The 26,766-nt window shown below is 59.7% G+C and carries 24 protein-coding genes; 18 read left to right on the plus strand and 6 right to left on the minus strand.

Annotation, left to right across the window (positions count from 1 at the left end):
• Positions 1-54: 54 nt before the first annotated feature.
• The 4 genes from ACYVGC_RS11435 to ACYVGC_RS11450 all read right to left on the minus strand — a co-directional run bounded on the left by ACYVGC_RS11435 (position 55) and on the right by ACYVGC_RS11450 (position 4,047).
• On the minus strand, positions 55-870 hold the full coding sequence (locus ACYVGC_RS11435; protein ID WP_460583959.1) for a metallophosphoesterase family protein: 816 nt from the start codon (positions 868-870) through the stop codon (positions 55-57).
• A gap of 556 nt (positions 871-1,426) precedes the next feature.
• The gene (rnc, locus tag ACYVGC_RS11440; protein ID WP_460583960.1) at positions 1,427-2,161 is read right to left on the minus strand and encodes a ribonuclease III family protein; all 735 of its coding nucleotides are present in this window, start codon (positions 2,159-2,161) and stop codon (positions 1,427-1,429) included.
• Positions 2,162-2,364: 203 nt separating this feature from the next.
• Positions 2,365-3,621 (minus strand): beta-ketoacyl-[acyl-carrier-protein] synthase II, encoded by a 1,257-nt coding sequence (gene fabF / locus ACYVGC_RS11445; RefSeq protein ID WP_460583961.1) that lies wholly within the window; start codon positions 3,619-3,621, stop codon positions 2,365-2,367.
• 189 nt (positions 3,622-3,810) lie between these two features.
• On the minus strand, positions 3,811-4,047 hold the full coding sequence (locus ACYVGC_RS11450; RefSeq protein WP_068229068.1) for an acyl carrier protein: 237 nt from the start codon (positions 4,045-4,047) through the stop codon (positions 3,811-3,813).
• Positions 4,048-4,211: 164 nt separating this feature from the next.
• Here ACYVGC_RS11450 and ACYVGC_RS11455 point away from each other — a divergent pair, with 164 nt between their 5' ends.
• Together ACYVGC_RS11455 and pyk are read left to right on the plus strand one after the other, a co-directional pair.
• Entirely contained in the window at positions 4,212-4,640 is a 429-nt protein-coding gene (locus ACYVGC_RS11455; protein WP_460583962.1) for an IPExxxVDY family protein, read from the plus strand.
• Between the two features lie 24 nt (positions 4,641-4,664).
• Complete coding sequence (pyk, locus tag ACYVGC_RS11460) at positions 4,665-6,107, plus strand: pyruvate kinase (protein WP_460583963.1); 1,443 nt, start codon at positions 4,665-4,667, stop codon at positions 6,105-6,107.
• Between the two features lie 429 nt (positions 6,108-6,536).
• Here pyk and rpsT read toward each other — a convergent pair whose 3' ends face one another.
• Complete coding sequence (gene rpsT, locus ACYVGC_RS11465) at positions 6,537-6,788, minus strand: 30S ribosomal protein S20 (protein WP_460583964.1); 252 nt, start codon at positions 6,786-6,788, stop codon at positions 6,537-6,539.
• Positions 6,789-7,053: 265 nt separating this feature from the next.
• Between rpsT and ACYVGC_RS11470 the strand changes: the two genes are divergently transcribed.
• Complete coding sequence (locus ACYVGC_RS11470) at positions 7,054-8,037, plus strand: YheT family hydrolase (protein WP_460583965.1); 984 nt, start codon at positions 7,054-7,056, stop codon at positions 8,035-8,037.
• A 73-nt stretch (positions 8,038-8,110) separates the two neighbouring features.
• On the opposite strand, the gene ACYVGC_RS11475 is transcribed toward ACYVGC_RS11470, so the two are convergent.
• Positions 8,111-8,425, minus strand: coding sequence for a cupin domain-containing protein (locus tag ACYVGC_RS11475; RefSeq protein ID WP_460583966.1), 315 nt, complete (start codon positions 8,423-8,425; stop codon positions 8,111-8,113).
• Between the two features lie 231 nt (positions 8,426-8,656).
• Here ACYVGC_RS11475 and ACYVGC_RS11480 point away from each other — a divergent pair, with 231 nt between their 5' ends.
• The 15 genes from ACYVGC_RS11480 (at position 8,657) to ACYVGC_RS11550 (ending at position 26,687) form a co-directional block, all read left to right on the plus strand.
• The gene (locus ACYVGC_RS11480; protein ID WP_460583967.1) at positions 8,657-9,499 is read left to right on the plus strand and encodes a serine O-acetyltransferase; all 843 of its coding nucleotides are present in this window, start codon (positions 8,657-8,659) and stop codon (positions 9,497-9,499) included.
• A 90-nt stretch (positions 9,500-9,589) separates the two neighbouring features.
• Positions 9,590-10,516, plus strand: coding sequence for a PLP-dependent cysteine synthase family protein (gene cysK / locus ACYVGC_RS11485; RefSeq protein WP_460583968.1), 927 nt, complete (start codon positions 9,590-9,592; stop codon positions 10,514-10,516).
• Between the two features lie 90 nt (positions 10,517-10,606).
• Positions 10,607-11,398, plus strand: a complete 792-nt coding sequence (locus tag ACYVGC_RS11490) for a hypothetical protein (RefSeq protein ID WP_460583969.1) — start codon at positions 10,607-10,609, stop codon at positions 11,396-11,398.
• A 104-nt stretch (positions 11,399-11,502) separates the two neighbouring features.
• Positions 11,503-12,267: a triose-phosphate isomerase family protein gene (gene tpiA / locus ACYVGC_RS11495; protein ID WP_460583970.1), complete on the plus strand. Its 765-nt coding sequence runs from the start codon at positions 11,503-11,505 to the stop codon at positions 12,265-12,267.
• A 108-nt stretch (positions 12,268-12,375) separates the two neighbouring features.
• A complete protein-coding gene (locus tag ACYVGC_RS11500) occupies positions 12,376-12,735 on the plus strand; it encodes a DUF6150 family protein (RefSeq protein ID WP_460583971.1) in 360 nt (119 codons plus the stop codon).
• Between the two features lie 150 nt (positions 12,736-12,885).
• Positions 12,886-13,716 (plus strand): 50S ribosomal protein L11 methyltransferase, encoded by an 831-nt coding sequence (gene prmA, locus ACYVGC_RS11505; RefSeq protein ID WP_460583972.1) that lies wholly within the window; start codon positions 12,886-12,888, stop codon positions 13,714-13,716.
• A 55-nt stretch (positions 13,717-13,771) separates the two neighbouring features.
• Positions 13,772-19,813 (plus strand): hypothetical protein, encoded by a 6,042-nt coding sequence (locus tag ACYVGC_RS11510; protein WP_460583973.1) that lies wholly within the window; start codon positions 13,772-13,774, stop codon positions 19,811-19,813.
• A gap of 45 nt (positions 19,814-19,858) precedes the next feature.
• Complete coding sequence (gene plsY, locus ACYVGC_RS11515) at positions 19,859-20,497, plus strand: glycerol-3-phosphate acyltransferase (RefSeq protein ID WP_460583974.1); 639 nt, start codon at positions 19,859-19,861, stop codon at positions 20,495-20,497.
• A 59-nt stretch (positions 20,498-20,556) separates the two neighbouring features.
• Positions 20,557-21,117, plus strand: a complete 561-nt coding sequence (locus ACYVGC_RS11520; RefSeq protein WP_460583975.1) for a GNAT family N-acetyltransferase — start codon at positions 20,557-20,559, stop codon at positions 21,115-21,117.
• Between the two features lie 130 nt (positions 21,118-21,247).
• A complete protein-coding gene (locus ACYVGC_RS11525) occupies positions 21,248-22,720 on the plus strand; it encodes a CoA-acylating methylmalonate-semialdehyde dehydrogenase (protein ID WP_460583976.1) in 1,473 nt (490 codons plus the stop codon).
• 116 nt (positions 22,721-22,836) lie between these two features.
• A complete protein-coding gene (locus ACYVGC_RS11530; RefSeq protein ID WP_460583977.1) occupies positions 22,837-24,189 on the plus strand; it encodes a PLP-dependent aminotransferase family protein in 1,353 nt (450 codons plus the stop codon).
• 147 nt (positions 24,190-24,336) lie between these two features.
• Positions 24,337-25,029, plus strand: a complete 693-nt coding sequence (locus tag ACYVGC_RS11535; RefSeq protein WP_460583978.1) for an amidohydrolase family protein — start codon at positions 24,337-24,339, stop codon at positions 25,027-25,029.
• The gene (locus ACYVGC_RS11540) at positions 25,030-25,251 is read left to right on the plus strand and encodes a hypothetical protein (protein ID WP_460583979.1); all 222 of its coding nucleotides are present in this window, start codon (positions 25,030-25,032) and stop codon (positions 25,249-25,251) included.
• A gap of 3 nt (positions 25,252-25,254) precedes the next feature.
• Entirely contained in the window at positions 25,255-25,662 is a 408-nt protein-coding gene (locus ACYVGC_RS11545) for an amidohydrolase family protein (protein WP_460583980.1), read from the plus strand.
• Between the two features lie 158 nt (positions 25,663-25,820).
• Positions 25,821-26,687, plus strand: coding sequence for a carbon-nitrogen hydrolase family protein (locus ACYVGC_RS11550; RefSeq protein WP_460583981.1), 867 nt, complete (start codon positions 25,821-25,823; stop codon positions 26,685-26,687).
• Positions 26,688-26,766 lie beyond the last annotated feature (79 nt).

The following is a 26,766-nucleotide window of genomic DNA, read 5'->3' on the forward strand; positions in this document are numbered from 1 at the left end:
GGTTACCCGGCCAGCTGGTACAGGTTGGCCAGAGCTGGGCGCACTACGCAGGGACTAAGGCAAGCTGGTTCTTTGCCCTTGGCTATTAATTACTTGCCCGCCAGCAGGTTGCAGCCATAGTGCTTCCAGCAATTCGCCTCGGTCAGTACGCTCCTGGTGCGGTACATCCAGCGCAATGACTTTGCCATGATACAGCGTTTGGAGGTGCTCGACCGGCGTGTGCCCTACTACCAAATGGCGTACCGCGTAAGTAGCCAGCACCTGCGTTACCGCGGCTTCGGTTGGCTCGGCCAGCACGAGGCCCCGATACCAATCGGGGCTAGTGGGTGGCTGCGTAGCTAGCCGCGCCAGCGGCGACAACGCGGCGGCTGGCGTATCGATGCTGGCGCGTGCTAGGTCATTGAGTTGCCCTAGCAGTACCCGGCGCGCTGCCAGCGCCGGGCTAATGCCGCCGTGCACAAACAGGTAGTCACCAATGCGTTCGGCCACGTTTTTGGTACGCAGCCACTGGCCCAGCACTGTGGTGCGGTCGTACCAACGTGCGTAAGGAATCCCCAGCGTGTCGGCATTACTGCGGTACTTGCGCCGTACGTACTTGTAATGTCCCATCAGGTTCATGTGCTCGTGGTTGCCCATGATAAAATGCACACTGCCACCAGTTTGGCTTGCTTCCTGCTCTAGCTTATAAACGAGCCATAGGCATTCCGTTACGTTCAGCCCACGGTCGAAAAAATCGCCCACCAGCACGAGGTGCCCCCGCCCAAACTGCCAGTTCAACTGCGCATCTACGACCCCCGCGCCGCGCAGCAGCTGTTCAAAGCCTATAAAATTTCCTTCAATATCCGAAATCGCCAGCAGCTTTTCAGGCATTGCATAGGCGCTGGCTGGTACCGCAGATGTAGCCCGCAGTGGCACTTGAAAGCTACGGTTAATAGGGGCTACAAAACACGTTATAGTTGCTAATTTAGCGCTTGATAACGTGTCAGTTATCAAGGCTAGATGTGCGCCATGCGGCACAATCTGCTTGCTGATTAGCCTATTACCCACATGAAAAACCAGTGGCCCATCAGCAGCAAAAGCAGATTGGTCGTGGTGGGGACCCTTTATAGCCCAGCCAGGCAAAAAATACAGCTTTGCGATAGTTCCTTTTGCCAGTAGGGCTGCACCTACTACCAGGTAGATAATTGCGGCCGCCAAACAGGCTATAGATACCTTTTTCACCATACCTAAGTAAGTATTAAATCGGTTTATGTTTGCAGTGTACTAGAACTCTAATACACTGCAAACATAAACCGATTTAGCTCAGATGTAATGCTGCCAAAAGTGTTTTATAATCGGTAAAAACAAGCCCGTAAAACTGCCAGGTAAGCCGCCTAAGGCCGAAAAGAACATCACGTTCAAATGACTTGTGCTGTACCCAAGCAGATTATACGCCCAGCGCAACCAAGGCCCGCTCGGCGGCTAGCTGCTCGGCCTGCTTTTTATTGAGGCCCATGCCGGTGGCAATCACTTCGTCGCTCAGCAGCACGGTGGCCGTGAACTCCATCACGCCGCCCGGCCGGGGCTCGCCGCTCATCTCGTAGCGCACGTCTTTGCCGTGGCGCTGCGCCCACTCAATAAGCTTACTTTTGTAGTTGGAAGTGGTGGTAGTCAGCTTGGTAACGTCCACAAACGGCTTAATCAAACCCTTCAGCACAAATTTGCGCGCCGCTTTGTAGCCCAGGTCCAGGTACACCGCGCCTACCAGCGCCTCCAGCGCGTTGCCATTTACCGAGCGCGAGCGGGCCACCCGGCTCTGGGCCGTGTCGAGTTGCACCAGCTTGTCGAGGCCCATCTTGAGGGCAATAGCATTGAGGCTCTCACGGTTGACGATGCGCGAGCGGGTTTCCGTCAAAAAGCCCTCCTGCTCGTACGGAAACTTGCGAAACAGGTACTCGGCCACCACCGTGCCTAGCACCGCATCGCCCAAAAATTCCAGTCGCTCGTTGCTCTGGTGGCGGCCCGCGCCGGGGTCCAGCTTCACCACCGACGAGTGCGTGAAAGCCAGCTGATAAAGCCGCGCATTGTGCGGGTCCTGGCCGATAACGGTGGCTATCGCCTGCCGAAACTGCTTATCGCTGCCCAGCAGCCGCCGAAACAGGCCAAAGAGGGGAATGGGCATTTTAGTTAGCTATTGGCTGCTAGCTACTAGCTAGCAGCTTTTTAGTACGGAAAGGAATAAAGAAGAACGTCATGCTGAGCTTGCCGAAGCATCTCTACCACGCCGTTAGAATTACTATTCTAATGGCGTGGTAGAGATGCTTCGGCAAGCTCAGCATGACGTTCTTTTGTTAAGCATGATTAAGCGCGTTGAGCCCAAGCAGCCTACTCCGCCAGCTTGCGGAAAACTACCGACGTGTTGTGGCCGCCAAAGCCAAATGTGTTGCTAAGCGCCACGTTTACCTCGCGGTGCTGCGCCACATTGGGCGTAAAGTTCAGCGCCTGATTGATTTCCGGGTCGGGCGTGTGCAGGTTGATTGTCGGCGGCACAATACCGTGCTGAATAGCCAGGATGCTGGCTACCGCCTCAATGCCGCCCGCGCCGCCCAGCAAGTGGCCGGTCATGCTCTTGGTCGACGAAATGTTGAGCTTAGTGGCGTGCTCCCCAAACACGGTTTCGATGGCCTTAATCTCGGCCCCGTCGCCGAGCGGCGTGCTCGTGCCGTGGGTGTTGATGTAATCCACATCCTCGGGCCGGATGCCCGCATCGCGCAGGGCATTGCGCATCACCAGCACCACGCCCGAGCCGCTGGGGTCGGGGGCCGTAATGTGGTACGCGTCCGACGACATGCCGCCGCCGATAATCTCGGCGTACATCTTGGCGCCGCGCGCCTTGGCGTGCTCATATTCTTCGAGCACCAGCGCGCCCGCGCCTTCGCCCAGCACAAAGCCGTCGCGGTCCTTGTCGTAGGGCCGCGAGCCCGAGGCCGGGTCGTCGTTGCGCTCGCTCATGGCCTTGAGGGCGTTGAAGCCACCCACGCCCGACTCGGTGATGGCCGCCTCGGAACCGCCGCTCACAATGGCGTCGGCTAAGCCCAGGCGAATGTTGTTGAACGCCGCAATCAGCGCGTCGTTCGATGAGGCGCAGGCCGACGTAGTGACAAAGTTGGGCCCGCGAAAGCCATTCTTGATGGAAATATTGCCCGACGAGGAGTCGGCAATCATGCGCGGAATAAAGAAGGGCGAGTAGCGCGGCGTGCCGTCGCCACGCTCAAACTGGAAGCACTCTTCTTGCAGCGACTTCAGCCCGCCAATGCCCGAACCCCAGATAACCCCGATGCGGTCCTTGTCAACCTTGTCCGTGAGCAGGCCCGCGTCGGCAATGGCCTCGTCGGCGGCAATCACGGCAAACTGCGTGAACAAGTCCATCTTACGGCCTTCCTTGCGGTCGAAGTAAGTGTCTGGATTGTAGTCTTTTACCTCGCAGGCAAAGCGGGTTTTAAATTTGGTGGCGTCGAAGCGGGTAATAATGGCCGCTCCACTCACTCCGTTTTTAAGACCTTCCCAGTAAGCAGGCACGGTGCTGCCCAGTGGCGTGATGGCCCCCAGGCCGGTTACGACAACGCGTCGGATGGACGACATAAACTTGTTTTTTAAGCTAGTGGCGGTTAGCTAGATAGCTGGTGGCCTTGTGCAAAAAAGTGAGTAGCCAACAGCCCGCGGCTACCAGCTACTTATAAACAGCAAAACCGGCCGGCGGCGAGCCGGCCGGTATAGGCAATTTTTCTTGTCTAAGCTGAAGTAAGCGGGCTTAACTCAGCGCGACAAAGACTACTTAGCGTGCTCTTCGAGGTAGCTAACCGCCTGGCCCACGGTCTGGATGTTCTCGGCCTGGTCATCGGGAATGCTAACGTTGAATTCCTTTTCGAATTCCATAATCAGCTCCACGGTGTCGAGCGAATCGGCACCCAGGTCGTTGGTGAAGCTTGCCTCCGGCGTTACTTCCGAGGCTTCAACACCCAGCTTGTCGATAATGATGGCTTTTACTTTTTCGGCGATTTCAGACATTGCAGTCGTGCGTTAAGGGGAAACTTGCCTGCAAAGTAACGCACCTTTTCGCAACTACCCCGCGAATTGCCTTCTCGGAGCGCGTGTAATATTTTGGCGTGCCCCCCAAAACCCATTCCACTGGCCCCGTTGAAAGGTGTAGCTTTGTAGTTCGCCCCTACCACATGAAAACTCTAACCCTGGAGGCTGAGTACGACTGCGACTTCGCCCTGTTTGGGCTGGTTTCCAGCACCCGCGACTACACCCTGGCCTGGAGCCTCAACCGCGGCCTGCGCCTGCGCCTGGTGCGTCAGCCCGACTTTGTGCTGAACCTGGTGCAGCAGGGGGCCTTGGCGTTTAGCTACTACCTCTACGCTACCGAGGTGCTTACCTTGCGCCTGCTGCGCAACCGGGCAGCGCTGCCATCGGCGCTGGCTAAACCGTTTTTGGCGCCCGATATTCGCGAGTACGATTACCTGCTGCAAGTACAGGGCGGCGCCGACGAGTGGGCCGGCATTGAGCTGCTCGACCGCCTCACGGCCCTGCCTATCGTGCAGTACGCCAGTGAGTTTGACCCTAACGAACTGAAATACAAAGAAAACCTGATTTTTTAACCAGCTGCTTCGCTAGCCTCTTCCATGGAATCCTCCGTTCTCTCCTTCAACAAAACCAAAATCGTGGCCACCGTGGGCCCCGCTTCCAACACCTACGACCTGCTCGGGATGCTCATCCGCGAGGGCGTCGATGTGTTTCGCCTCAATTTTTCGCACGGTGCCCACGAAGAGCACCTGTCCGTTATTAACACGGTGCGCCGTCTCAACAAAGACATGCGCACCAACGTGGGCTTGCTGCAAGACTTGCAGGGGCCAAAAATCCGGCTGGGTGAGGTGGAAGGCGGCAGCGTCGAAATCAAGCGCGGCGACAAAATCAAGCTGGTCTGCGGCGAAAAGGAAATTAGCACCGCCACGCGCCTGAGCACCATTTACATGGGCCTGGCCCGCGACGTGAAGCCCGGCGACCAGATTCTAATTGACGATGGCAAGATTGAGCTGAAAGTGCTGGCTACCGACCGCGACCACGAAGTGGACGTGGAAGTGGTGTACGGCGGCATCGTGAAGCCCCGGAAAGGCATCAACCTGCCCGACTCGGAGGTTTCGGCCCCCAGCATGACGGAAAAGGACATCGAGGACCTCAAATTTGGCCTGGAGCACGACGTGGACTGGGTGGCATTGAGCTTTGCCCGCAAGGCCGACGACATTCGCTTTATCAAGCGCCTGATTGCGGAGGCGGGCAAAACCACCCGCGTAATCGCCAAGATTGAGACGCCCGACGGCCTGCGCAACATCGACGAAATTATTGCCCTCACCGATGCCGTGATGGTAGCCCGCGGCGACCTCGGCGTGGAGGTGAAGATGGAGGAGGTGCCGATGGCCCAGAAAATGATTATCGAGAAGTGCAACAAGGCCGGCAAGCCCGTTATCGTAGCCACCCAGATGATGGAGAGCATGATAACCGCCCCGCGCCCCACCCGCGCCGAAACCAGCGACGTAGCCAACGCCGTGATTGATGGGGCTGATGCCGTGATGCTTTCGGCCGAAACCGCCGTGGGCGCTTACCCCGCCGAGGTTATCCGCTCGATGGTGGGTACCATCCTGAGCGTGGAAAGCCGCAGCCCCAAGTTGTTCTACAAGTGGTGGCCCGTTGATGCGACTGCTACCACGTTTGTGGAAGACAGCATTTTATCGGCAGCTTGCCACTTGGCTAAGAATACCACGGCCCGCGTTATCACCGGCATGACGGGCAAGGGCTACACGGCCTTCCAGCTGGCCAAATACCGCCCTAAGGCCGACATCTTCATCTTCACCGATAACCGGCCGCTGCTCACGGTGCTGAGCCTAGTATGGGGCGTGCGCTGCTTCTACTACGACCGCTTCAACAGCACCGATAGCACTATCTCCGATATCAAGAACATCCTCACCACCACCGGCCACCTCAAGGAAGGCAACGTGTTCATCACGACGGGCACTATGCCTATCAGCGAACGCGGCCGGGCCAATATGGTGAAGGTGAGCGTCGCTTAACCCCACCGCAGATTCAAACGGATTAAACGGATTTCGCAGATACGCCCGCCTGCGGCGGGCTGACCACGCTGGTTTCGTTTTCTTTAGTAAAGAAGGCCGTCCTACTGTGTAGGGCGGCCTTCTTGCGTTTTAGTCACTTGTTACCTCGTTGCTACCTCCTTGTGTTGCGCGTATGCAGTATATGGCACGTAGCCAAAGAGTAGAGAACCATTCCGGCGGTATGCGGCATAACAGGCAGCACAGACGACTAGCACGTAGTCAGCCCGCCGTAGGCGGGCGTATCTGAGAAATTCGTTTAATCTGTTTGAATCTGCGGTCAAGCATTGGGCTACGCAAAAAGCCCTGCCGGGTGGGGCAGGGCTTTTTGGTGATGAGCGCGGGACCGAACGGTGGGGCGGCAGAGTTCGGCCCCGCTAAACTCGTCTCGCGCTAAAGCGCGTTAACGAGTTTTGTCAGCTTGCTCTTGTTGTTAGCAGCTTTGTTTTTGTGGATGATGTTCTTCTTGGCCAGACGGTCCAACATCGACGTCACTTTCTTCAGCAGCTCCTGAGCGGCCGTTTTATCGGTGGTGTCGCGCAACTTCTTGATAGCGGTGCGGGTAGACTTGTGCTGGTAACGGTTTAGTACGCGCTTCGCTTCGTTGCTGCGGATGCGCTTAATAGCCGACTTGTGGTTTGCCATGACAAAAAAGAGAATTCTATAAGTAACAGCCAGGCGGCTGCGGTTTTCGCGTTTGGGAGGGCAAAGGTACGAAGCAAACCCAATAATTCCGATAGTATTGGCAATAAAGTTTGGTGCCAGGCGGGCTTACAACGGATTTCGGGGTAGGCAATTGGGCTTTTTGGCTGTTATTGAGTTGGGTGGACTGCTGCCAACGGCGCAAATTGGCGCGGTGGTTGTGGCAGTCTACCCCTGTTTTTGCCTGCTATCGATTGTTATTCAGCTTATGCCTTTGCTTCCCACTTCTGCTTACCGTCCCACGGCGCTGCTAGCCAACGGCCACCTGCAAACTATTGCGGCCAGCGTGCTGCGGCGGGTGCCGGAGGTGCGTTACCAGCGCGAGCGCCTAGAACTGCCCGACGGCGACTTCGTGGATTTGGACTGGTCGCTGGCAGGGGTACAACCAGTTGATAGATTGGTGATTATCTCGCACGGGTTGGAGGGCGATAGCAGCCGGCCCTACGTGCGCGGCATGGCGCGGGCCCTCAACCAAGCGGGCTTCGATGCGCTGGCCTGGAACTACCGCGGCTGCGGCGGCGAAACCAACCGCCTGCTGCGCGCCTATCACCTCGGTGATACCGACGACCTGGCAGCGGTGATTGGATACGCTGCCGACATTAAGAAGTACTCCGAGCTATTCTTAACGGGCTTTTCGGCCGGGGGCAACGTGACGCTGAAATACTTGGGCGAGAACGCGGCGCGGGTGCCGGCGCAGGTGCGCCGGGCGGCGGTTTTTTCGGTGCCCACCGACCTCAAGGCGAGTTCGGTGCAGATTAGTCGCTGGCAAAACCGGGTGTATTTGCGGCGCTTCATGAGTTCGCTGCGAGCCAAAATGCGCGTAAAAGCCGCGCACCTGCCCGGCCAGCTCGACCTGACGCAACTCGACCAGTTGCGCGACTTCCCGGAATTTGACGAGCGCTACACGGCTCCACTGCACGGCTTTGCCTCGGCCGATGACTACTATGAGCAGGCCGCCTCGGGCCGCTACCTGGGGGGCATTCGCACCCCCACGCTACTGGTTAATGCGCTGAATGACCCATTCTTAACTGCCACTTGCTTCCCGCGCGAAGCCGCGGCGGCCAGCCCGTTCTTTTACCTCGAAACGCCGGCCGGGGGCGGCCATGTGGGCTTCAACGAAAACGGCCCGGCAGGCTCGTATTATTCCGAGCGCCGGGCCGTTGATTTTTTCACTCGCGCAGTGCCGGGATAGGGAGCTGGTAAGTGAGTGAAAGAATGAATTTAGCTAAATAATTCACTTCTTCACTCATTTAGCAATTTACTTATTATCCTAGCTGTGGGGGCGAAGTAGCTTCGATGGCCGAGAAGGTTTCCAGGAATTTGTAGGTGTGAGAAGCACCCTGCGGCACGAGGTACGAGGTGCCGGGTTCCAGGGGCACTACTTTGCCCTCGATGTGCAGCTCGGCGCGGCCTGTGAGTACGTAACCCACGGTTTCGTACGGTTTGTTGCTGAGGGGCTTAGGCTCGCCGGGCTCCTCATTTTCCCAGAGGCGGAGCGAGACATGCTGGCCGGCGGCGAGGTGCTTGGCACCATCGGCGCTGGGCGTGGTAGTGGTGGCGTCAACGTTGGAAATGGACATGGGGAAGAGAAAATGGAGCACAAAGCAATGCTTTGCGCAAAGAAGAAAAAATAGCGGGTAGCGAGTGGGTTGAAACCAACCGGTCACCCAGCACTGCTAACGGCCCGGCTGGCCTGGCGGTTGTGCATTGGCTGGGTCAAAACCTTCGGGCTGCCCGCTCGGTTAAAAGCCTTCTGTCCCGCCGATGGCTTTGCCAGGCGGGCTTTTAGGTCCCTTTTCCATGATTCTGCCGTGTCCACTGCCGTCCTCGAAACGTTTGCTGAGCAATTGGCACGGGCGCACGCGGCCGTGCCTAGCCCCTTACCCGGCACCGCTTTTTGCGCGCTAGCCGAGCAAGTATTGGCGGTGCTCTTCCCCGAGCGGGCCGCCCGGCCGCTGGCGGGCACCGATGCCGTGGCCGCCACCCTTTACCACCTGCAAGCTGAGTTGGGTGAGTTGTTAAGCCAAGTGCCCGACCTGGCTGATGCGCCTACCAAGCTGGCCGCCAGCTTGTTCGATGGCCTACCTGCCCTGCGCGAAGCGCTGCTGCGTGATGCCGAAGCCACGCTGGCCGCCGACCCGGCCGCCCAAAACGTAGCCGAGATATTGAGCACGTACCCAGGGTTTTACGCTACGGCGCTGCACCGGCTGGCCCACGCCCTGCACCAGCGCGGGGTGCCGCGCCTGCCGCGCCTGCTGAGCGAATATGCCCACCAGCACACGGGCATCGATATTCACCCCGGGGCGCGCATTGGGCCCTCGTTTTGCATCGACCACGGCACGGGTATCGTCATTGGCGAAACGGCCGATATTGGGGCTCACGTGCAGATGTACCAGGGCGTGACGCTGGGCGCGCTCAGCGTAACCAAGACTTTGCAGGGCCTCAAGCGCCACCCTACTATTGAGGACCACGTAGTTATTTATGCCAATGCTACCATCTTGGGCGGCAGCACAGTCATTGGTACCCGCAGCATTATTGGCGGCAACGTGTGGCTGACCGAGAGCGTGCCCTCGCACTCGCGGGTATACCACCGGGCGCAGCTACACATGGCCCGGCAAGACGACCCGGCCGGCGAGCTCATGTTTTCTATTTGATTTTTAAGCTGTTAGCTAATAGCTGTTAGCTGATAGCTTTTTTGTTTTTTAGCACAACGCTAGCAGCTACTAGCTAACAGCTCTATTAACATGAAAGCTAATTCCATTCTCGACGCCATTGGCCACACGCCACTGGTCAAACTCAACAAGCTATTTGCCGCCGAGCGCCCCGACGTGGAGGTGTGGGTGAAGCTGGAGCGCCAAAACCCCGGCGGCTCCATCAAGGACCGCATTTCGCTCAGTATGATTGAGCAGGCCGAAAAAGACGGTATTCTGACCAAGGACAGCACCATTATTGAACCCACTTCGGGCAATACCGGCGTGGGCCTGGCGCTGGTAGCGGCCGTGAAAGGCTATAAAATCACGCTCGTCATGCCCGAGAGCATGAGCATTGAGCGCCGCCGCCTCATGCAAGCCTACGGGGCCAACTTGGAGCTGACGCCGCGCGAGGGTGGCATGAAGGCCGCTATCGCCAAAGCGCAGGAATTGGTAGACAGCACGCCCGGTGCCTGGATGCCCATGCAGTTTGCTAATCCCGCTAACATTCAGGTGCACATCGACACTACAGCCCAGGAAATACTGGCCGATGCACCCGAGGGCGGCTTCGATTTTCACATCACGGGGGTGGGCACGGGCGGCCACATCACGGGCGTAACGCAGGCGCTCAAGCCGCACTTTCCTCAGATGAAAACCTTCGCCGTGGAGCCCGAGCTGTCGCCGGTTATTAGTGGCGGCGCGCCGGGGCCGCACCCTATTCAGGGCATTGGCGCGGGCTTTGTGCCCGAGAACCTGCACCGCGACCTGCTCGACGGCGTCATTCAGGTGAGCCGCGACGAGGCGTTTGAGATGACGCGCCGTGCCGCCCGGGAGGAAGGCATCTTGTGCGGCATTTCGTCGGGCGCTTCGCTGGCGGCCGTGGCCAAGAAGCTAGCCGAAGTGCCCCAGGGCGGCAAAATCCTGACCTTCTGCTACGACACGGGTGAGCGCTACCTGTCGGTTGAGGGCTTGTTTGTGTAACTATCAGATTTATAAGTAGTTATAAAAGAGCGTCGGGTCCCGGTTTGCCGGAGCCCGGCGCTCTTTGCGTTTCCTTCGTATTCGTGCCGCATGGATACTTCTGAACAAACATCCGGCGGCCCGTGGCGCTGGCTGCTGCCGGTGGTGGTAGCGGGCTGCCTCTACGTCAACTACTTATACAATGCCCACCCGCCCGCTGGGGCGCTTAGCAACGGGGCAATGTCGGCGCTGCACCCTACGCTGCTCACGCCGGCTGGGTATGCTTTCAGTATTTGGGGCGTCATTTTTACGGGGCTGGTGGTGTACACCGTTTGGCAACTGCTCCCCCAGCAGCGCACGTCGCCGTTAGTGCTGCAAATCAATGCGTTGCTGACGTGGGCCGTGCTGGCTACTACCGCCTGGACGCTGGTGTTCAGCTACGGCCTCATCAGCGCCAGCCTCACGGTAATGCTGCTCATTTTGCTACTGCTGGCCCAGGCCTACGGCCGGGCGCGGGGCGTGGTGCTGGCTGGCCGGGCCCCCGGCTGGCCGGTGTGGTTCCTGAGCTTGTACCTGGGATGGATAATGCTGGCGGCGGTGCTCAACGTCATTTTTGGCCTGCGCGACGGGTTTGGGGTGGAGTGGTCGGCGCCGGCCAGCTTGGCGGGTTGCTATGCTTTGCTGGTAGTGGCGGCCGGGCTGGGGGTGGCGCTGGCCGTGCACAGCCGCGATGCGCTACTGCCGCTGCCCATTGCCTGGGGCCTGGTGGGCACCTGGCAGGCGCAGCGGGTCACCACGCCGGGCCTAGCTACCGTGGCGCTGGGGGCGGCTGTGCTGCTGGTGCTGGGCGCGGCGCTGGCGGGTTGGCGGCGGCACCAATGGCAGCGCGGGGCGGCCGCGTAGCTGGCGGTTGGCCAGGCGCTAAAAATAGGGGAGGGGGGAGCTACCGGGGTCCGTACTTTTGCCGGTGCCCAAATTGGGTATTTTCTCCCCTTAGCCTTCTTCTCATGCGCCAGAATTTTGTTGCCGGCAACTGGAAAATGAACCTCACCCTGCCCGAAGCGCAGGCCCTGACCTCCGAAATCGTGCAGATGCTGCACGACGAACTCACCGGCCCCGCGCCCCAGGTGGTTATCTGCCCACCGTTTCCGCTGCTGTCGGGCGTGGGCCACTTGCTGGGCAAGTCGGGCAACCCCGCGCTGGGTGCCCAAAACTTTCACCAGAAAGAAAGCGGTGCCTACACCGGCGAAGTATCGGCCAAGCAGTTGCAATCTGTTGGTTGCGAATATGTTATCCTGGGCCACTCGGAGCGCCGCCAGCATTTCCGCGAAGACGACAGCCTGCTGGCCGAAAAGCTAAAAACCGCCCTGACCGCCGGCCTCAAGCCGATTTTTTGCGTGGGCGAAAGCCTGGAAACCCGCGAAGCCGACGAAACCTTCGACTTCATTGGCAAGCAGCTGAAAGACGGCCTGTTTCACCTCAGCAATGAGGAGTTTGACAAAGTGGTGATTGCCTACGAGCCTATTTGGGCCATTGGCACGGGGCGCACGGCCAGCAGCCAGCAGGCCCAGGAGGTGCACGCCTTCATTCGGGAGCAGGTAGCGGCGGCCTACGATGCCCAGGCGGCCGCCAACACCACCATCTTATACGGCGGCTCGTGCAACGCCCAGAACGCCCGCGAACTCTTCAGCCAGGCCGATGTGGACGGCGGCCTGATTGGCGGCGCTTCGTTGAAATCGCGCGATTTTGTTGAAATTGTAAAGTCTTTTTAGCCGGGTGGCACTGCGCGGAGAGACGTTTGCATTTTAGGCCGAATTATTGCCTTTGCGGGTGGTAACCATCACCAAACATTCGTCTTACCTCTCTTCGCAATTCATCCCGTGCTCTCCTTTCTACTTTCTTTTCTGCTTTTTTTTGCGCCGCCCAGCTCCGGCCGGGTACTAGCGCCGGCAGGCTCGGTGGAGCCGTGCAAAATATTTGGCTCCATTTACCTCGAAAATGACCCGCGGCGGGCCAACTCGTGCTTCGCCGTGGTGTACGTGGAGCCCGAGCAAGCTTTTGCCGATGTAGTGGTTTTCAACGAAACCAACAAGCTTTTTGCCGATAAAGCAGGCTTGTGGTGCCCGAGCGAAAGCCGGGAGTTTGCCGACTACACGCTGTTCGTCACCACCGACCGCAGCCGGGCAGACTTCGCCATTCACTATACTAAGGTGCGCTCTTATGCGGGCTGTAAGCAGTAGCCCACAAGGCTACCCCACCGAAGAAGCCGCTGGCAGCCTGTCAGCGGCTTCTTTCGTTTCGCCACCCCGAGCACCAAAAAAAGGCGCGGCAAACAAGCCGTTTTGCAGCGAACTTTACGAAATAATTACCCTTCTACAACGTTTACTAAAATGGATTTTATTGAGTTGACCGTGCAGGCCCCCCGTGACCTGGCCGATATATTGGTGGCTGAGCTGGGCGAAGTGGGCTTTGATACGTTCGAAGACAACGACGCCGGGTTTTGCGCTTATACCACAGAGGAAGTATTTGACCGCGACGCGGTGTCCGAAATCATGAGCCGCTATGAGGGCATTGGCGAGCTGGCGTTTTCGGACCGCGTGATTACGCGCCAGAACTGGAACGCCGAGTGGGAGAAGAACTTTCAGCCCCTTATCATCGCCGAAAAAGTGTCGGTGCGGGCGCCTTTCCACCCCAAACCTGAAGGCGTGGCGTACGACATCGAGATAATGCCGCGCATGTCGTTTGGCACCGGCCACCACGAAACGACGGCCTTGATGATTGAAAATCAGCTGGATATCGACCACCAGGGCAAGCGCGTGCTGGACATGGGCTGCGGCACGGGCATCTTGGCCATTATGGCCGAGAAGCTGGGCGCGCGCCAGGTGCTGGCCGTGGACGTGGAGCCCTGGACGGTAGAAAACGCCGCTGACAACGCCGCCGAAAACCACTGCCGCACCATTGAGTGCCGCCTGGGCGGCGTGGAAACGCTGGCCGAGGAAGCGCCCTTCGACCTCATTTTGGCCAACATCAACCGCAACGTGCTGCTGGAAGACATGCACGAGTACGCCCGCCTGCTGCCCCCCGGGAAACCAATTTTATTCAGTGGGTTTTACGAGGAAGACCTCGCCAAGATAACGGCCGAAGCCACCAAGCACGGGCTGCGCTACGAGCGCCACCGCACGCTGCGGAGCTGGGTTTCGGCCATTTTCACCAAACTGTAAGCTTGCCGGCTTTGCCCGGAGACGACCTGCCGCCCCGCGGCCCTTGCCCGACCTTATGAAGCGACTGCTCGCCGCCTTTTTCTGCATTACCCTGCCGTTGCTGCCCGCCGGGGCCCAGACTACCAAGCCCGCTGCGGCCCCGGCGGCTAAGCCGGCCGCTGTGCCCACGCCGCCGCCCGCCGGGCGCGTGGCGGGCGAAGCGCGACCCGGCCAGGTGAGCGTGCAGCGCTACACAGGCCACCTCTCGCCCGACCCAGCGCAGTTTATCATCGATGTGCGCACGATGATGCTGGCCAGCAACAACGCGGGTGCGCAGGCGCTGGGCGACCAACTGCGCCAGTTGTGGGGTAGCAACCAGCTCACAGCCAGCCAGCAAGCGGCCATTGCGGTGCTGTCGCAGAAGATACTGGATAAGAAGATGCGGCCGCTGCCGCACCTCACGGCCTTTTATAGCGCGCTGGTGAGCGGCAAAACCAAAGCCGGCCTCACCGATGGGCAGGTGGACCAATACCTCGATGCCCTGGGGCAGTCGGTGGACAAGGACCCGCTGGCTGATACGGAGAAATACCTGCTTACCACGGCCCGCGTGCTCAATGGTGGTTACCTCTACCGCTCGGGCTTCAACGCGCTGCGGGCCACGGGCGGCAGCTTATCCTTCGCCTACAAAACCGCCGCCGTGCCCGACCCCAACGCGACGTTTGATGCCCCGGCGGTGCCTAAGCCCGCCGCCTTGCCGGCTGCCAAGCCGGCCGTGGCCGCGGCCAAACCTAAGCCGAAACCCAAACCTGTAGCCAAGAAAAAGCGCGCCAGCGATGGCTGGGACACTGCCGACATGTGGAGCGGCGGCAGCAAAGCCAGCAGCAACAACGACGGCTGGGGCCCGCCCATTGGCAGCACGCCCAAGAAGAAAGCGGCCAACGATGGCTGGGGGGCACCCGTGGCCGACGATGGCTGGGGCACCCCCGCCCCCAAGAAAAAAGCGCCCGCGAAAGCCACCGCCAAGGCCCCGGCCAAAGCAACGGCCAAGCCCGTAGCCACCCAGCCCGCCGTGCCCGCGCCTAGCGCCGCCGACTTTGAGCAGGCCAACCAGCCCTTCGTGCCGTCGCCCAGCGCGGCCTACGACGCGTATTACCCGCCCGCGGTGAGCGGCCCAGTAATCGAGCTGAAGGATGCTGACCTGGTAGTGCGCACGGCCGGCGATTCTATTGTGATTCACAAGGTTAGCGGGGTGGCCGCGCCGGGCAGCACGCACTTTGTGGGCACCGGCGGGCAGGTGGCCTGGACCATCAAGGGTAACCCCGTAACGGCCGACCTGGCAGGCTTCGACTTCGATTTGAGCAAGCCCGAGTTCACGGCTCAGCCCGTGACGCTTACCTACCCCTTCTTGCTCGAAGCCCCGGTGAAGGGCGCGCTCAGCTACAAGAGCGTGCGCCGCAAGGCGGGCGCTACCGAGGGCAGCTACCCGCGCTTTATTTCACTGACTAACGATGTGAAAATCAAGGATGTGGGCCCCGGTATTAAGTACGTGGGCGGGCTGTCGCTGGCGGGCAGCACGGTGCTGTCGGCGGCGCTCGATGGTTCACTCTCGCATCTTACTGTTAACCAAGATAATAAGCTGCGCTTCCGGTCGGCTTCACGCAATTTTACGCTCGGCGACTCGGTGATTACGGCTACCGGGGCGGCGGTGGCGCTGTACGGCAGCACCGGCGACTCCATCACGCACCCCGGCGTGGAATTGAAGTACCTGAAAAGCAAGGAGCAGCTTAAGTTGCTGTACGACAAGGGGATGTATCGCAACGCGCCGTACTCCGACTCCTACCACCAGGTAGATATCCGGGCGCAGATGCTGACTTGGAACCTGCGCGAGCCCAAGATGGACTTTGCTATCATCACGGCACCCACTCAGGTTTCGGCCGATTTTGAGAGTAAGAACTTCTTTTCCAACACCCGCTACCAGCAGCTCAAGAGCATCAACCACTTGCACCCGCTGCAAATGCTGCTGGGCTACAGCATCACCCACGGCCACGGCAGCGTGCTCAACGTGCACGACGTGGCGGTGGCTACCAATACTAACGAAGCCAACCTGCGCTCGGCTATCAGCGGGCTGGCCCGCGATGGCTACGTCGATATCCGGGCCCAAACCGGCGAGGTGGTACTGCTAAACAAAGCCCGCCACTACGTGGGCGCGGCCCGCGACAAAAAGGACTTCGACCACATCGATATCAAGTCGCTGAGCGGCTCGGGGCGCAGCGCTACGCTCAACCTCACCACCAATCAGCTGCTGGTGCGGGGCGTGAAGGAATTCAGCTTTTCTGATGACTCGGCAGCCGTGTCGGTGCAGCCCGACAGCAACCTGGTGCGCCTAGAACGCAACCGTAACCTCAAGTTTGGCGGACGCATCAAAACCTCCGCCTACGGGTTTAAAGGCCACGATTTCCTGTTCGACTATGATGGGTATTACATCGATATGCCCCGCATCGACTCGCTAACTATCCGCAACAAGCGCAAGAAGGCGACTAGTAAAAATATTGCCGCTGAAGAAACGCCGACTTCCGATTTTGTGCTTACCAATAAGGGCAAGTACCAGAGCGGCCGGCTGTACCTCAACGACCCCACTAACCGTTCGGGCCGTAAGAAAATGCCCAAGTATCCGTCGTTCAACTCGACCTCGGGAGCCTACGTGTACTTCAACAAGGCCGACGTACTGGGCGGGGCCTACGATACCACTACTTACTTCGACGTGCCGCCGTTCAGCTTCGACTCGATGGGCACCGGTAAGGCGCGCGGCAACTTCGTGGGCGTGTTTCACAGCAAGGCGCTGCCGCCCATCAAAACGGCCCTCACCACGCAAGACGATGGCTCGATGGGCTTTGTGCACACCGTACCGGCCGCTGGCTACCCCCTATACGGGGGCAAGGGCCGGCTGTCGGGCGGGGCCAAGGTGAAGCTCAACACCCAGGGTTTGCAGTCGAACGGCACGGTCACCTACCTCGGGGCTACTATGCAGAGCGACCGCTTCGTGATGTACGGCGACTCGCTCACTGGGGAGGGCAAAACCGGGGCCATCGCGGCCGGCGTAACTACGCCCAAGGTGGTGCTACCTCCCGGCTACCTCATCAACTGGGGCGCGCGCTCCGACTCGCTCTACCTGCGCACGCCGCCGAGCGGGGCTTCGGCCAAGTTGTATGCCGACCACACGTTTAAGGGTTCGCTGCTGCTCACGCCCAAAACCGTGGGGGGCGCTGGCCGCCTCGACGGCCCGCAGAGCTACGTGCGCTCCGAAAACCTGGTGTTCAAAAACGACTCGTACTCGGGTGAAAAAGCACTGCTGAGCGTGAAGTCGGCCCAGGCCGGTAAGCCCGCCCTCACGGCCGACGAAGTCAATTTTACTTATGACCTCAAGAACGGCTTTGCTGACTTCCAGCGGCAGGAGGGTAGTAAGGCCACCATCGACCTGCCCTACACCGACTTCCGCACCTCGCTCAGCGGTGGGCGCTGGGACTTTAAGAAAAAGCGCGTGCTGCTGCGCGCCACTGGGGCCGACTCGGCCCGCTCGTACTTCACCTCCACGGTGCCCGAGCAGCACGGGCTGAAATTCCGGGCGGCCACGGCCAGCTACGACCTCACCAAGTACCAGCTGCAAGCCAAGGGCGTGCCCTACGTAGCTGCTGCCGATGCCTGGATTATTCCTGATTCGGGGCGCGTGGTGGTGGCGGGTGGTGGCAAAATGCAGGTGCTGCGCAACGCCAAAGTGCTGCTCGACTCGGCTGGTCGGTTTCACAAGCTGGTGGGCGGCAACATTCGCATTACGGGCCGCGATGCCTTTACCGGCGATGCGCAGTACATGTCGCGCACTTCCACCGGCGATTCGGTGGCCCTCAAGTTCGTCGATTTTAAGTCTGACTCGGCCGGGCTGCTGGCCTCCAACACGGGGCGCAAGCGCTTTGGCCTGCGCCGCAAGCCGGCCGTGGATGCCACTGCTGCGGCGCCTACCCTGGCCACCACGGCCACGGCCAACGTGGAAACCAACCAGAAGTTTCAGCTGGCACCCCGCATTGGCTTCCGGGGCGGTATCAGCCTGAACTCGCAGCGGCGCGGCCTGCTCTTCGATGGCCAGGTGCAGCTGCAATTTGGCAAAACGCGCGACGCGGCCACCGCCGAGTGGTTTGCGGTGAAGGATAGTATCGACCCCCGCAACCTCGACCTCGACCTGCGCAAGCTAAAATCGGAAGACGGTACCGAACTCACCACCGGCCTGTTTGTGTCGGACACCGACAACCGCATCTACCCGCTCTACGCCGCCCCCAAGGGCACCGCCGGCGATATTCCGCTGCTGGAAGTGGCTGGTATGCTGCACTATGATGCCAAGCGCGGCGACTATACCATCTCCGACCACGACCCCACCGACGGCACCCGTTACCAGGGTACCGTGCTAAGTATGCGCGACTCGACCAGCCAGCTGTCGTTCCGCGGGCCGATGAGCTTTATTAATAGCAACAAGAACTACGGCATCGCCGCCAGCGGCGTGGGCCAGGCCAACCCCGACAGCGCCACCTACCGGGTGCGCGCCCTGCTGGGCATCGACGCCGTGATGCCCGCCAAGGCCGTGGAGCAAATGGCCGCTACCTTGGCCAAAGTAACCAAAAACGCCTCCGAAGCCCTCGACGGTTCTACCGATGAGCTGTACAATATTGCGCAGTTTGCCGGCGATAAAGGCGTGGAGGCTTTCAACAACCGCCGCCCCGGCGCGGCAGCCCCCACGCTGGCCTCCATTTCGCCTAAGTTGCAGCACACCATTACGTTAAGCAAAGTAAACCTGCGTTGGAATGCCAAGCAAAAGGCCTGGTATTCAGTGGGCAAAATTGGCCTGTCAGGTGTGGGCAAGCAGGGCCTCAACGCGCTGGTTGATGGCTACGTCGAAATCAAGCACGACAACGCGACCGACATTGTGGAGGTCTACCTCGAAGCCGAGCCCCAGACTTGGTACCACTTACGCTACGCCAATAATGTGCTGCTGGTTAAGTCGTCAAGCGAAGAATTCGATGGCCTGATTGCGGCCAAGCAGAAGGGTAGCATCGAAACCACGCCCGACTACGGTACCTTCTTGGGCGAGTTTGAGGACGTGGACCGGTTCCGGGCGCACTTCGAGCGCGACTACCTGGGTAAGTCGGGCCGGCTGGCCCCACGGCCCGCCGCGCCGGCTTCTACGGGCGATTTCGATGGCTTCGGCGCTGAGTCGGGCAAGAAATCGAAGAAGAAGAAAGCGAAGGCCAACGACCCCATGGGCGATGGCGAAATCACGACGGCCCCCACCGAGGAGCCGGCTTCCAAGAAGAAGAAAAAGGCGAAAGTCAATGACCCCTTCGGCGACGGTGTAATAGATTCGGCCACCGAGCCCGCGCCCGAACCCGACAAGAAGTCGAAGAAGAAAGTGAAGGCTAATGACCCGTTTGGTGACGGTGTTATCGAACCTGCTGCTGCCCCTGAGCCTGCCAAAAAATCGAATAAAAAAGCCGATGCTCCCGCGCCTGACCCGAGCGCCGAGCCGGCCCCTGAACCCGATAAAAAGTCGAAGAAAAAAGCCAAAGAAGCGGACGCCCCCGTGCCCGACCCCAGCGCTGAGCCGGCCCCCGAGCCCACCAAAAAGAAGAAAAAGGCCAAGGACAATGACCCCTTCGCTGACAGCGAGATAGCGCCTCCCGTAGCTCCTAAACCAATGGTGCCAACTCCGGCGGCTCCCTTGGTTGCTCCTGCGGTCAGCCAGCCAGCCGTGGCTGCGCCAGCAGTTAGCCCAGCACCAGTTGCCGCGCCCAAACCTGCCGCCGACTCGGCAACTGCACCGCAAGCGCCCGCCGTGCTGGCTCCCGAACCAGTAACAGCGCCCGCCCCTACGCCAACTGCCCCGGCTCCCGAGCCAGTCGTAACGCCCGCCCCAGCGCCGGAACCCGTAACCCCACCAGCCGCGGAGCCCGCCAAGCCAGCAAAAGCAACGCCAGCCGACCCCGACCCCAACGCCGAGCCTGGGGCTGAGCCGGATAAAAAGTCCAAGAAAAAGAAGAAGAAAAATGCCGAAGACGACCCCTTCGGCGAGTCCTAACCAGATGCCCCGGAGCCTACCTCCGGGGCATCTTACTTTTGCGCCATGCTACTTATTATTCTGGCGCTGCTTGCCGCTTATTTGCTCGGTTCTATTCCCACGGCTTTATGGGTGGGGCGCGCCTTTTTCAACCTCGCTGATATTCGGGAGCATGGCTCCGGCAACGCGGGTGCCACCAACACCTTTCGAGTACTTGGCAAGAAAGCCGGCACGTTTGTGCTGCTGGTTGATGCGTTTAAGGGCTTTGCGGCCGCCTGGTTTCTGCCCAATTTTCTGCTAAGCCAGGGCGTTATTGCCCCCGAAAACCTATTCTATTTCCGGCTGGCGTGTGGCGTGCTGGCGGTGGTGGGCCATATTTACCCGGTACTGGCCCAGTTTCGGGGCGGCAAGGGCGTAGCAACTATCCTGGGCATGATGCTGGCCATTGCGCCGGCTACCGTGGGCGTGGCGCTGCTGGTGTTCTTGGTGGTGCTGGGCACCACGCGCTACGTGTCGCTGAGCAGTATGAGCGCTGGCGTAGTCTTCGCCTTTTTGCAGCTGCTGCCCGCTTTCCACCCCGCCAGCTCCCTGCAAATCTGGTTTGGCTTTTTGCTGGCGGCCATGCTCATCTATACCCACCGGGCCAACATCGGCCGGCTACGGACCGGCACCGAGAGCCGCGTGCCGCTGTGGGGCAAGCGGTAGTTTATGATTTATATAAGTTATTGATGGTAAAGTACTTATAAAAAAATAATGCATTCAGAATGAGCGACCACTTCCCACTGCTTGCCACCCCGCGCTTGGTACTACCCGCCTTTGCGCTGGCCGACGTGCCCCGCCTGGTATCCCTGGCCGGCAACTATGAAGTGGCCAAAAACACGCTCAATATTCCGCATCCCTACCACGAAAGCGATGCCCGGCGCTGGGTCCAAATCACCCAGGAAAACTACCAGCAGCAAACCGGCTACGCCTTCGCCCTTGAGCTAAAGGTCACGGGCGAACTGGTGGGCGGAATCGGCCTCACGCCCGACCCGCGCCTCGACCGCGCCGAGGCCGGCTACTGGCTGGGGCAGGACTACTGGGGACAGGGCCTGGCCAGTGAGGCGCTGGGGGCCCTGCTGCGCTTTGGCTTTGACGAATTGAAGCTGAATAAAATCTTCGCTACGCACATTACTAGCAACCCTGCTTCGGGCCGGGTTATGCTCAAAAACGGGATGGTGAAGGAAGGCGAGTTGGCCCAGCACACCAAGCGCGATGGCCACTACCACGACCTGTGGCAGTACCGACTGCTGCGCGCCGAATACATGCAGTTAGCGCCAGCGTAGGATACCGTTAAACTGCTAATATCGAAGCTGGAAGGAGGTTTTACTGAAATTCATCTAAAAAAAGTAGTCCTTCAATTTGAATTTCCGGAAAAACCGCTAGCTTGCGCCCCCTAAACCTACTGGTAATTTGATGGAGACGCAAGCGCTGAAGTATCCCGCCATCCGCAACTACGTCGCGGGCCAATCCATCGGCATGCCCGCCGCCGCGCTACTCGACGTATTCAGCCCGTTGAGCGGGAGTGTGATTTCAGCCATGCCTCTGAGCAGCGCCGCCGACCTCGATACCGCCGTGAAAGCCGCGTTGGCCGCTTTCACGGCCTGGTCGGCCACGCCGATAAAGGAGCGGGTCCAGATATTTTACCGCTACAAAACCCTACTGGAGCGCGACATGAAAGCGCTCGCCGACCTGGTGCGCGAAGAAAACGGCAAAACCTTCGACGAGGCCCGCGCCGAGGTGGAGAAGGCCGTGGAGCTGACCGAGTTTGCTTGTTCCTTGCCGCAGCTTATCCAGGGCGAATTTCTGGAAGTGAGCAAGGGCGTGGAGGCCCGCGCCGAGCGCAAGCCGCTGGGTGTGGTGGCCAGCATCGCGCCGTTCAACTTCCCCAACATGGTGCCGCACTGGACCATCCCGAATGCGCTGGTGCTCGGCAACTGCCTCATTCTGAAGCCTTCGGAGAAAGTGCCGCTCAGCGCGGTCAAAATTGCCGAGCTATTGAAAGAAGCCGGCCTGCCCGATGGCGTGCTCAACGTGGTGAACGGTGACAAAACTATTGTGGAGGCTATTTGTGACCACCCCGATATCAAGGCGGTGTCATTTGTAGGCTCCACGGCCATTGCCAAGGTCGTCTACATTCGAGCTACCAGCAACCTCAAGCGCTGCGTGGCGCTGGGCGGGGCCAAAAACCACCTCATCGTATTGCCCGACGCCCACCCCGACATGACGGCCTCCAACGTGGCCGCCAGTATGTCGGGCTGCGCGGGCCAGCGCTGCATGGCCGGTTCCACCATGGTCGGCGTGGGGGCGGTGGATGGCATCGTGGCCAAAATCGTGGAAGAGGCCAAGAAGATTGTGGCTGGCCAAAACCTCGGCTCCGTCATCAGCAAGGAAGCCAAGGAGCGTATCGAGCAACACATTGCCGAGGCCGAAGCGGCCGGCGCTAAAGTCCTGCTCGACGGCCGCCACGCCGTGGTGCCCGGCCAGGAAGGCGGCTACTACGTGGGGGCCACGGTGATTGACTACGTGACGCCCGACATGCGCATTGCGCAGGAAGAAGTGTTCGGCCCGGTACTCGCCATTATGCGCACCAAGACGCTGGGCGAGGCCCTGGCCATCGAAAACGCTAATCCTTATGGTAATGCGGCCGCCGTCTTCACCCAAAGCGGCAGCAATGCCCGCTACGTGATGGACCACGCCAGCGCCGGCATGATTGGCGTGAACATCGGCGTGCCCGTGCCCCGCGAGCCCTTCTCGTTCGGCGGCTGGAACGAGTCGAAATTCGGCGCCTGCGACATCACCGGGAAGAGTTCCATTGAATTCTGGACCCAACTCAAGAAAACCACGACCAAGTGGAACCCCGAGTCGCGGGTGAACTGGATGAGTTAAATTCTAAGCTAATAGCTGTTAGCTGTTAGCTGCTAGCTGTTAGCTTCCCGCTGTTTTAATGTTCTGCCATCAAAAAAGCTAACAGCTAGCAGCTAATAGCTAACAGCTAAATAAAAATGCAGTCAACCCTCGACCTCGACCAGCAGCAAATTCTGCACGACAACCTCGACTACACGCTGTTTTCGTGGTCGAAGCAGGTGGGCCTCAACCCCATCAGCGCCGAGCGGGCGGCGGGCGTGTACCTCTACGACCGTGACGGCAAGCAGTATATCGATTTCTCGTCGCAGCTCATGAACGTGAACATCGGCCACGGCGACCGGCGCGTGACCGAAGCCGTGGCCGCCCAAATGCGGGAGGTGAGCTACGTGTACCCCGGCATGATAACCAAGGCCCGCGGTGACCTCGGCAAGCGCCTGGCTGAGATAACGCCGGCCAACCTCACGAAGGCATTTTTCACGCTGGGCGGGGCCGAGTCCATCGAAAACGCCATCAAGCTGGCGCGGATTTACACGGGCCGCCACAAGATTGTATCGCTGTACCTATCGTTTCACGGGGCCAGCTACGGGGCCATGAGCGTGGGCGGCGACCCCCGCAAGTTTGCCGTCGATAGCCAGTCTATGCCCGGCACGGTGCACGTCGAAAACCCCTACGCCTACCGCTGTCCCTGGCACAGCGCCACCCCCGAGGAGTGCGCCCAGCGCGCCGCCGATGCCCTGGAGCGCATCATCGGCTACGAAAACCCCGGCAGCGTGGCCGCCATTTTTCTGGAAGGCGAGTCGGGCACCAGCGGCTGCATCAAGTACCCACCCGGCTACTGGGCGCGGGTGCGCGAAATCTGCGACAAGCACGGCATCCTGCTCGTGGCCGATGAGGTGATGTCGGGCTTTGGGCGCACTGGCAAGTGGTTTGGCTCCGACCACCACGGCGTGAAGGTTGATATCATGTGCATGGCCAAGGGCATCACGGCCGGCTACCTGCCGCTAGGCGCGGTAATGGTTGATGAAGCCATTGCCAAGTCGTTCGATAATAAGCCGTTGCCGCTGGGCCTCACGTATTCAGCCCACCCCGTATCGTGCGCCGCCGCGGTGGCCGTGCTCGATATCTACGTGGAAGACAACCTGTTGCAAAATACCGTCGAGATGGGCCAGTACCTCGACGAGCGCGTAGCCGAGCTAATCAAGCAGCACCCCAGCATCGGCGACTGGCGCAACACCGGCCTCTTCGGCTGCCTGGAGCTGGTGAAAAACCGCGAAACTAAGGAGCCCATGGCCCCCTGGAACGCCGCCCCCGACCAGATGGCCATCATGAACGAGGTGGCCGCCAAAATCAAGGAATTAGGCATGTACACCTTCGTGCGCTGGAATTACATCTTCATCGCCCCGCCGCTCAATATCAACAAAGCGGAGCTGGATGAAGGGCTGGCCATCATTGCGGAGGCGCTGAAAATCGCGGACGCGCACACGCACTAGGAGGTAGCGTGGACTCTGCGAGTCCGTGCGTTGCGCAGTTTGTAACGGCTTACGCGCGGACTCGCAGAGTCCACGCTACAAACAACGAATTTTCATGCCTATCCTGCTAAAAAACGGCCGCGTTATCACGGCCGACTCGGACAGTATTTGCGATATTCTGGTGGTGGGCGTAGGCAAGTCGCCGCCCTCGGCCGCGACTTGCCTACGCCTGAGGGTGTGGAGGTTATCGACTGCACCGGCAAGCTGGTAATGCCCGGCGGCATCGACCCGCACGTGCACCTCGAAATGCCCTTTATGGGCACCTTCAGCAGCGATACCTACGAAACCGGCACCCGCGCCGCCCTGCACGGCGGCACCACCACGGTCATCGACTTCATCCTCCAAAAGCAAGGTAGCTCGCTGCGCGCCGCGCTGGAAGAGTGGCAGGGCCGCGCCACCGGCAACGCCGTGGGCGACTACTCCTTCCACATGGCCGTCACGGATTTCAACGTGAATACCCAGCTGGAAATCAAGGATATGATTGCCGAAGGCATCACGTCTTTCAAGACATTCATGGCCTACAAAGGCGCGCTCATGATTGACGATGCGCAACTGGTAGGCCTCATGCAGGAAGTCAAAAAGCACGGCGGCCTCGTAACGGCCCACGCCACCAACGGCGATATGATTGACACGCTCAGCGCCCAGCACCGGGCCGCCGGCCAACTCACGCCGCGCTACCACTACCTCTCGCAGCCCGAAGTGACGGAAACCGAAGCCTCGGGCCGTTTCGCCGACATCGCCAACTACACCGGCGTGAGCGCCTACATCGTGCATCTCACCTGCCAGGGCGCGCTCAACTAGGTGCGCCGCGCCACCGAGCGCAATCAGCGCGTGCTCGTCGAAACCTGCATTCAATACCTGCTGCTCGATGCCTCGCTTTATGAAAACGAAGCCGAGGGGGCTAAATGGGTGATGTCGCCGCCGCTACGCGAGAAGAAAGACCAGGCTACGCTGTGGGCTGGCCTCAGCCAGGGCCTTGTGCAAGTGGTTGGTACTGACCATTGTCCGTTTATGTGGGAGTAGAAATTGCTGGGTAAGGACGACTTCTCCAAAATACCCAACGGCCACCCTGCCGTGGAGCACCGTATGGAGCTGCTGTTTTCGGAAGGCGTGGTGAAAGGCCGCATCACCCCACAAAAATTCGTGGAAGTAACCTCGACCAACGCCGCCAAAATCTTCGGGATGTTTCCGCGCAAAGGCACCATCAGCATTGGGGCCGATGCCGACTTAGTTGTCTTCGACCCCGCTAAAAAGCATGTTATTTCGGCCGCCACCCACCACATGAACTGCGACTACTCGGGCTACGAGGGCTGGGAAGTGACCGGCAAAATCGACACCGTGCTCCTGCGCGGCCAGGTTGCCATCGCCGCGGGCGAAGCCAAGGTGGGGCGCGGTTATGGGCAGTTTATTAAGCGCGGCAAAACGGCATTTTAACCCATTAGTTAAAGCCATTCGTCATTGCGAGCCTGCGAAGCAATCGCACCAGAACGAGTTGTTTGGGTGTCGTTTTAGTGCGATTGCTTCGCAGGCTCGCAATGACAGACGATAATACAAAGCAGTATTAACCACCACTTAATCAGCACCTAACCCGCATGGCACGAATCATTAAATCCGGCCTCATCCAGATGAGCCTGCCGATGACTGAGGGCGAAGGCTCGATGGAGGAAATCAAGGAAGCGATGGTGCAGAAGCATATTCCGCTGATTGAGGAGGCCGGCCGCCAGGGCGTGCAGATTCTCTACTTGCAGGAGATTTTCAATACGCCCTATTTCTGCCCAGGTCAGGACAGCAAGTGGTACGCCTCAGCCGAAGCCGTGCCCGGCCCTACCACCGAGCGCATGGCCGAATACGCCAAGAAGTACCAGATGGTGATGATTGTACCCGTGTACGAGCGCGAGTCGGCGGGCGTGCTCTACAACACGGCGGCCGTGATTGACGCCGACGGCACCTACCTCGGCAAGTACCGCAAAAACCATATTCCGCACACCAATGGCTTTTGGGAGAAGTTCTTCTTCAAACCTGGTAACCTGGGCTACCCGGTGTTCCAGACCATGTACGCCAAGGTGGGCGTGTACATCTGCTACGACCGGCATTTTCCCGACGGGGCGCGGGTGCTGGGCCTCAACGGGGCCGAAATCGTGTACAACCCCTCGGCCACGGTGGCCGGCCTCTCGCAATACCTCTGGAAGCTGGAGCAGCCCGCCCACGCGGCGGCCAACGGCTACTTCATGGGCTGCATCAACCGGGTGGGGGAGGAGAAGCCCTGGAACCTGGGCCGCTTCTACGGCACGTCCTATTTTGTGGACCCGCGCGGGCAGACTATCGCCCAGGCCAGCGAAGACCAGGATGAGTTGCTCATTGCCGAGTTCGACCTCGACCTAATTGACGAGGTGCGCTCCACCTGGCAGTTCTTCCGCGACCGTCGCCCCGAGACTTACGAGAAGTTGGTAGAGCTGTAAACCAGCTGGTTAGTTATTAAATACCATCTGTCATTGCGAGTACAGCGAAGCAATCGCACCAGAACGGAATCGTTTGGGT

Source organism: Hymenobacter arcticus (assembly GCF_054779975.1).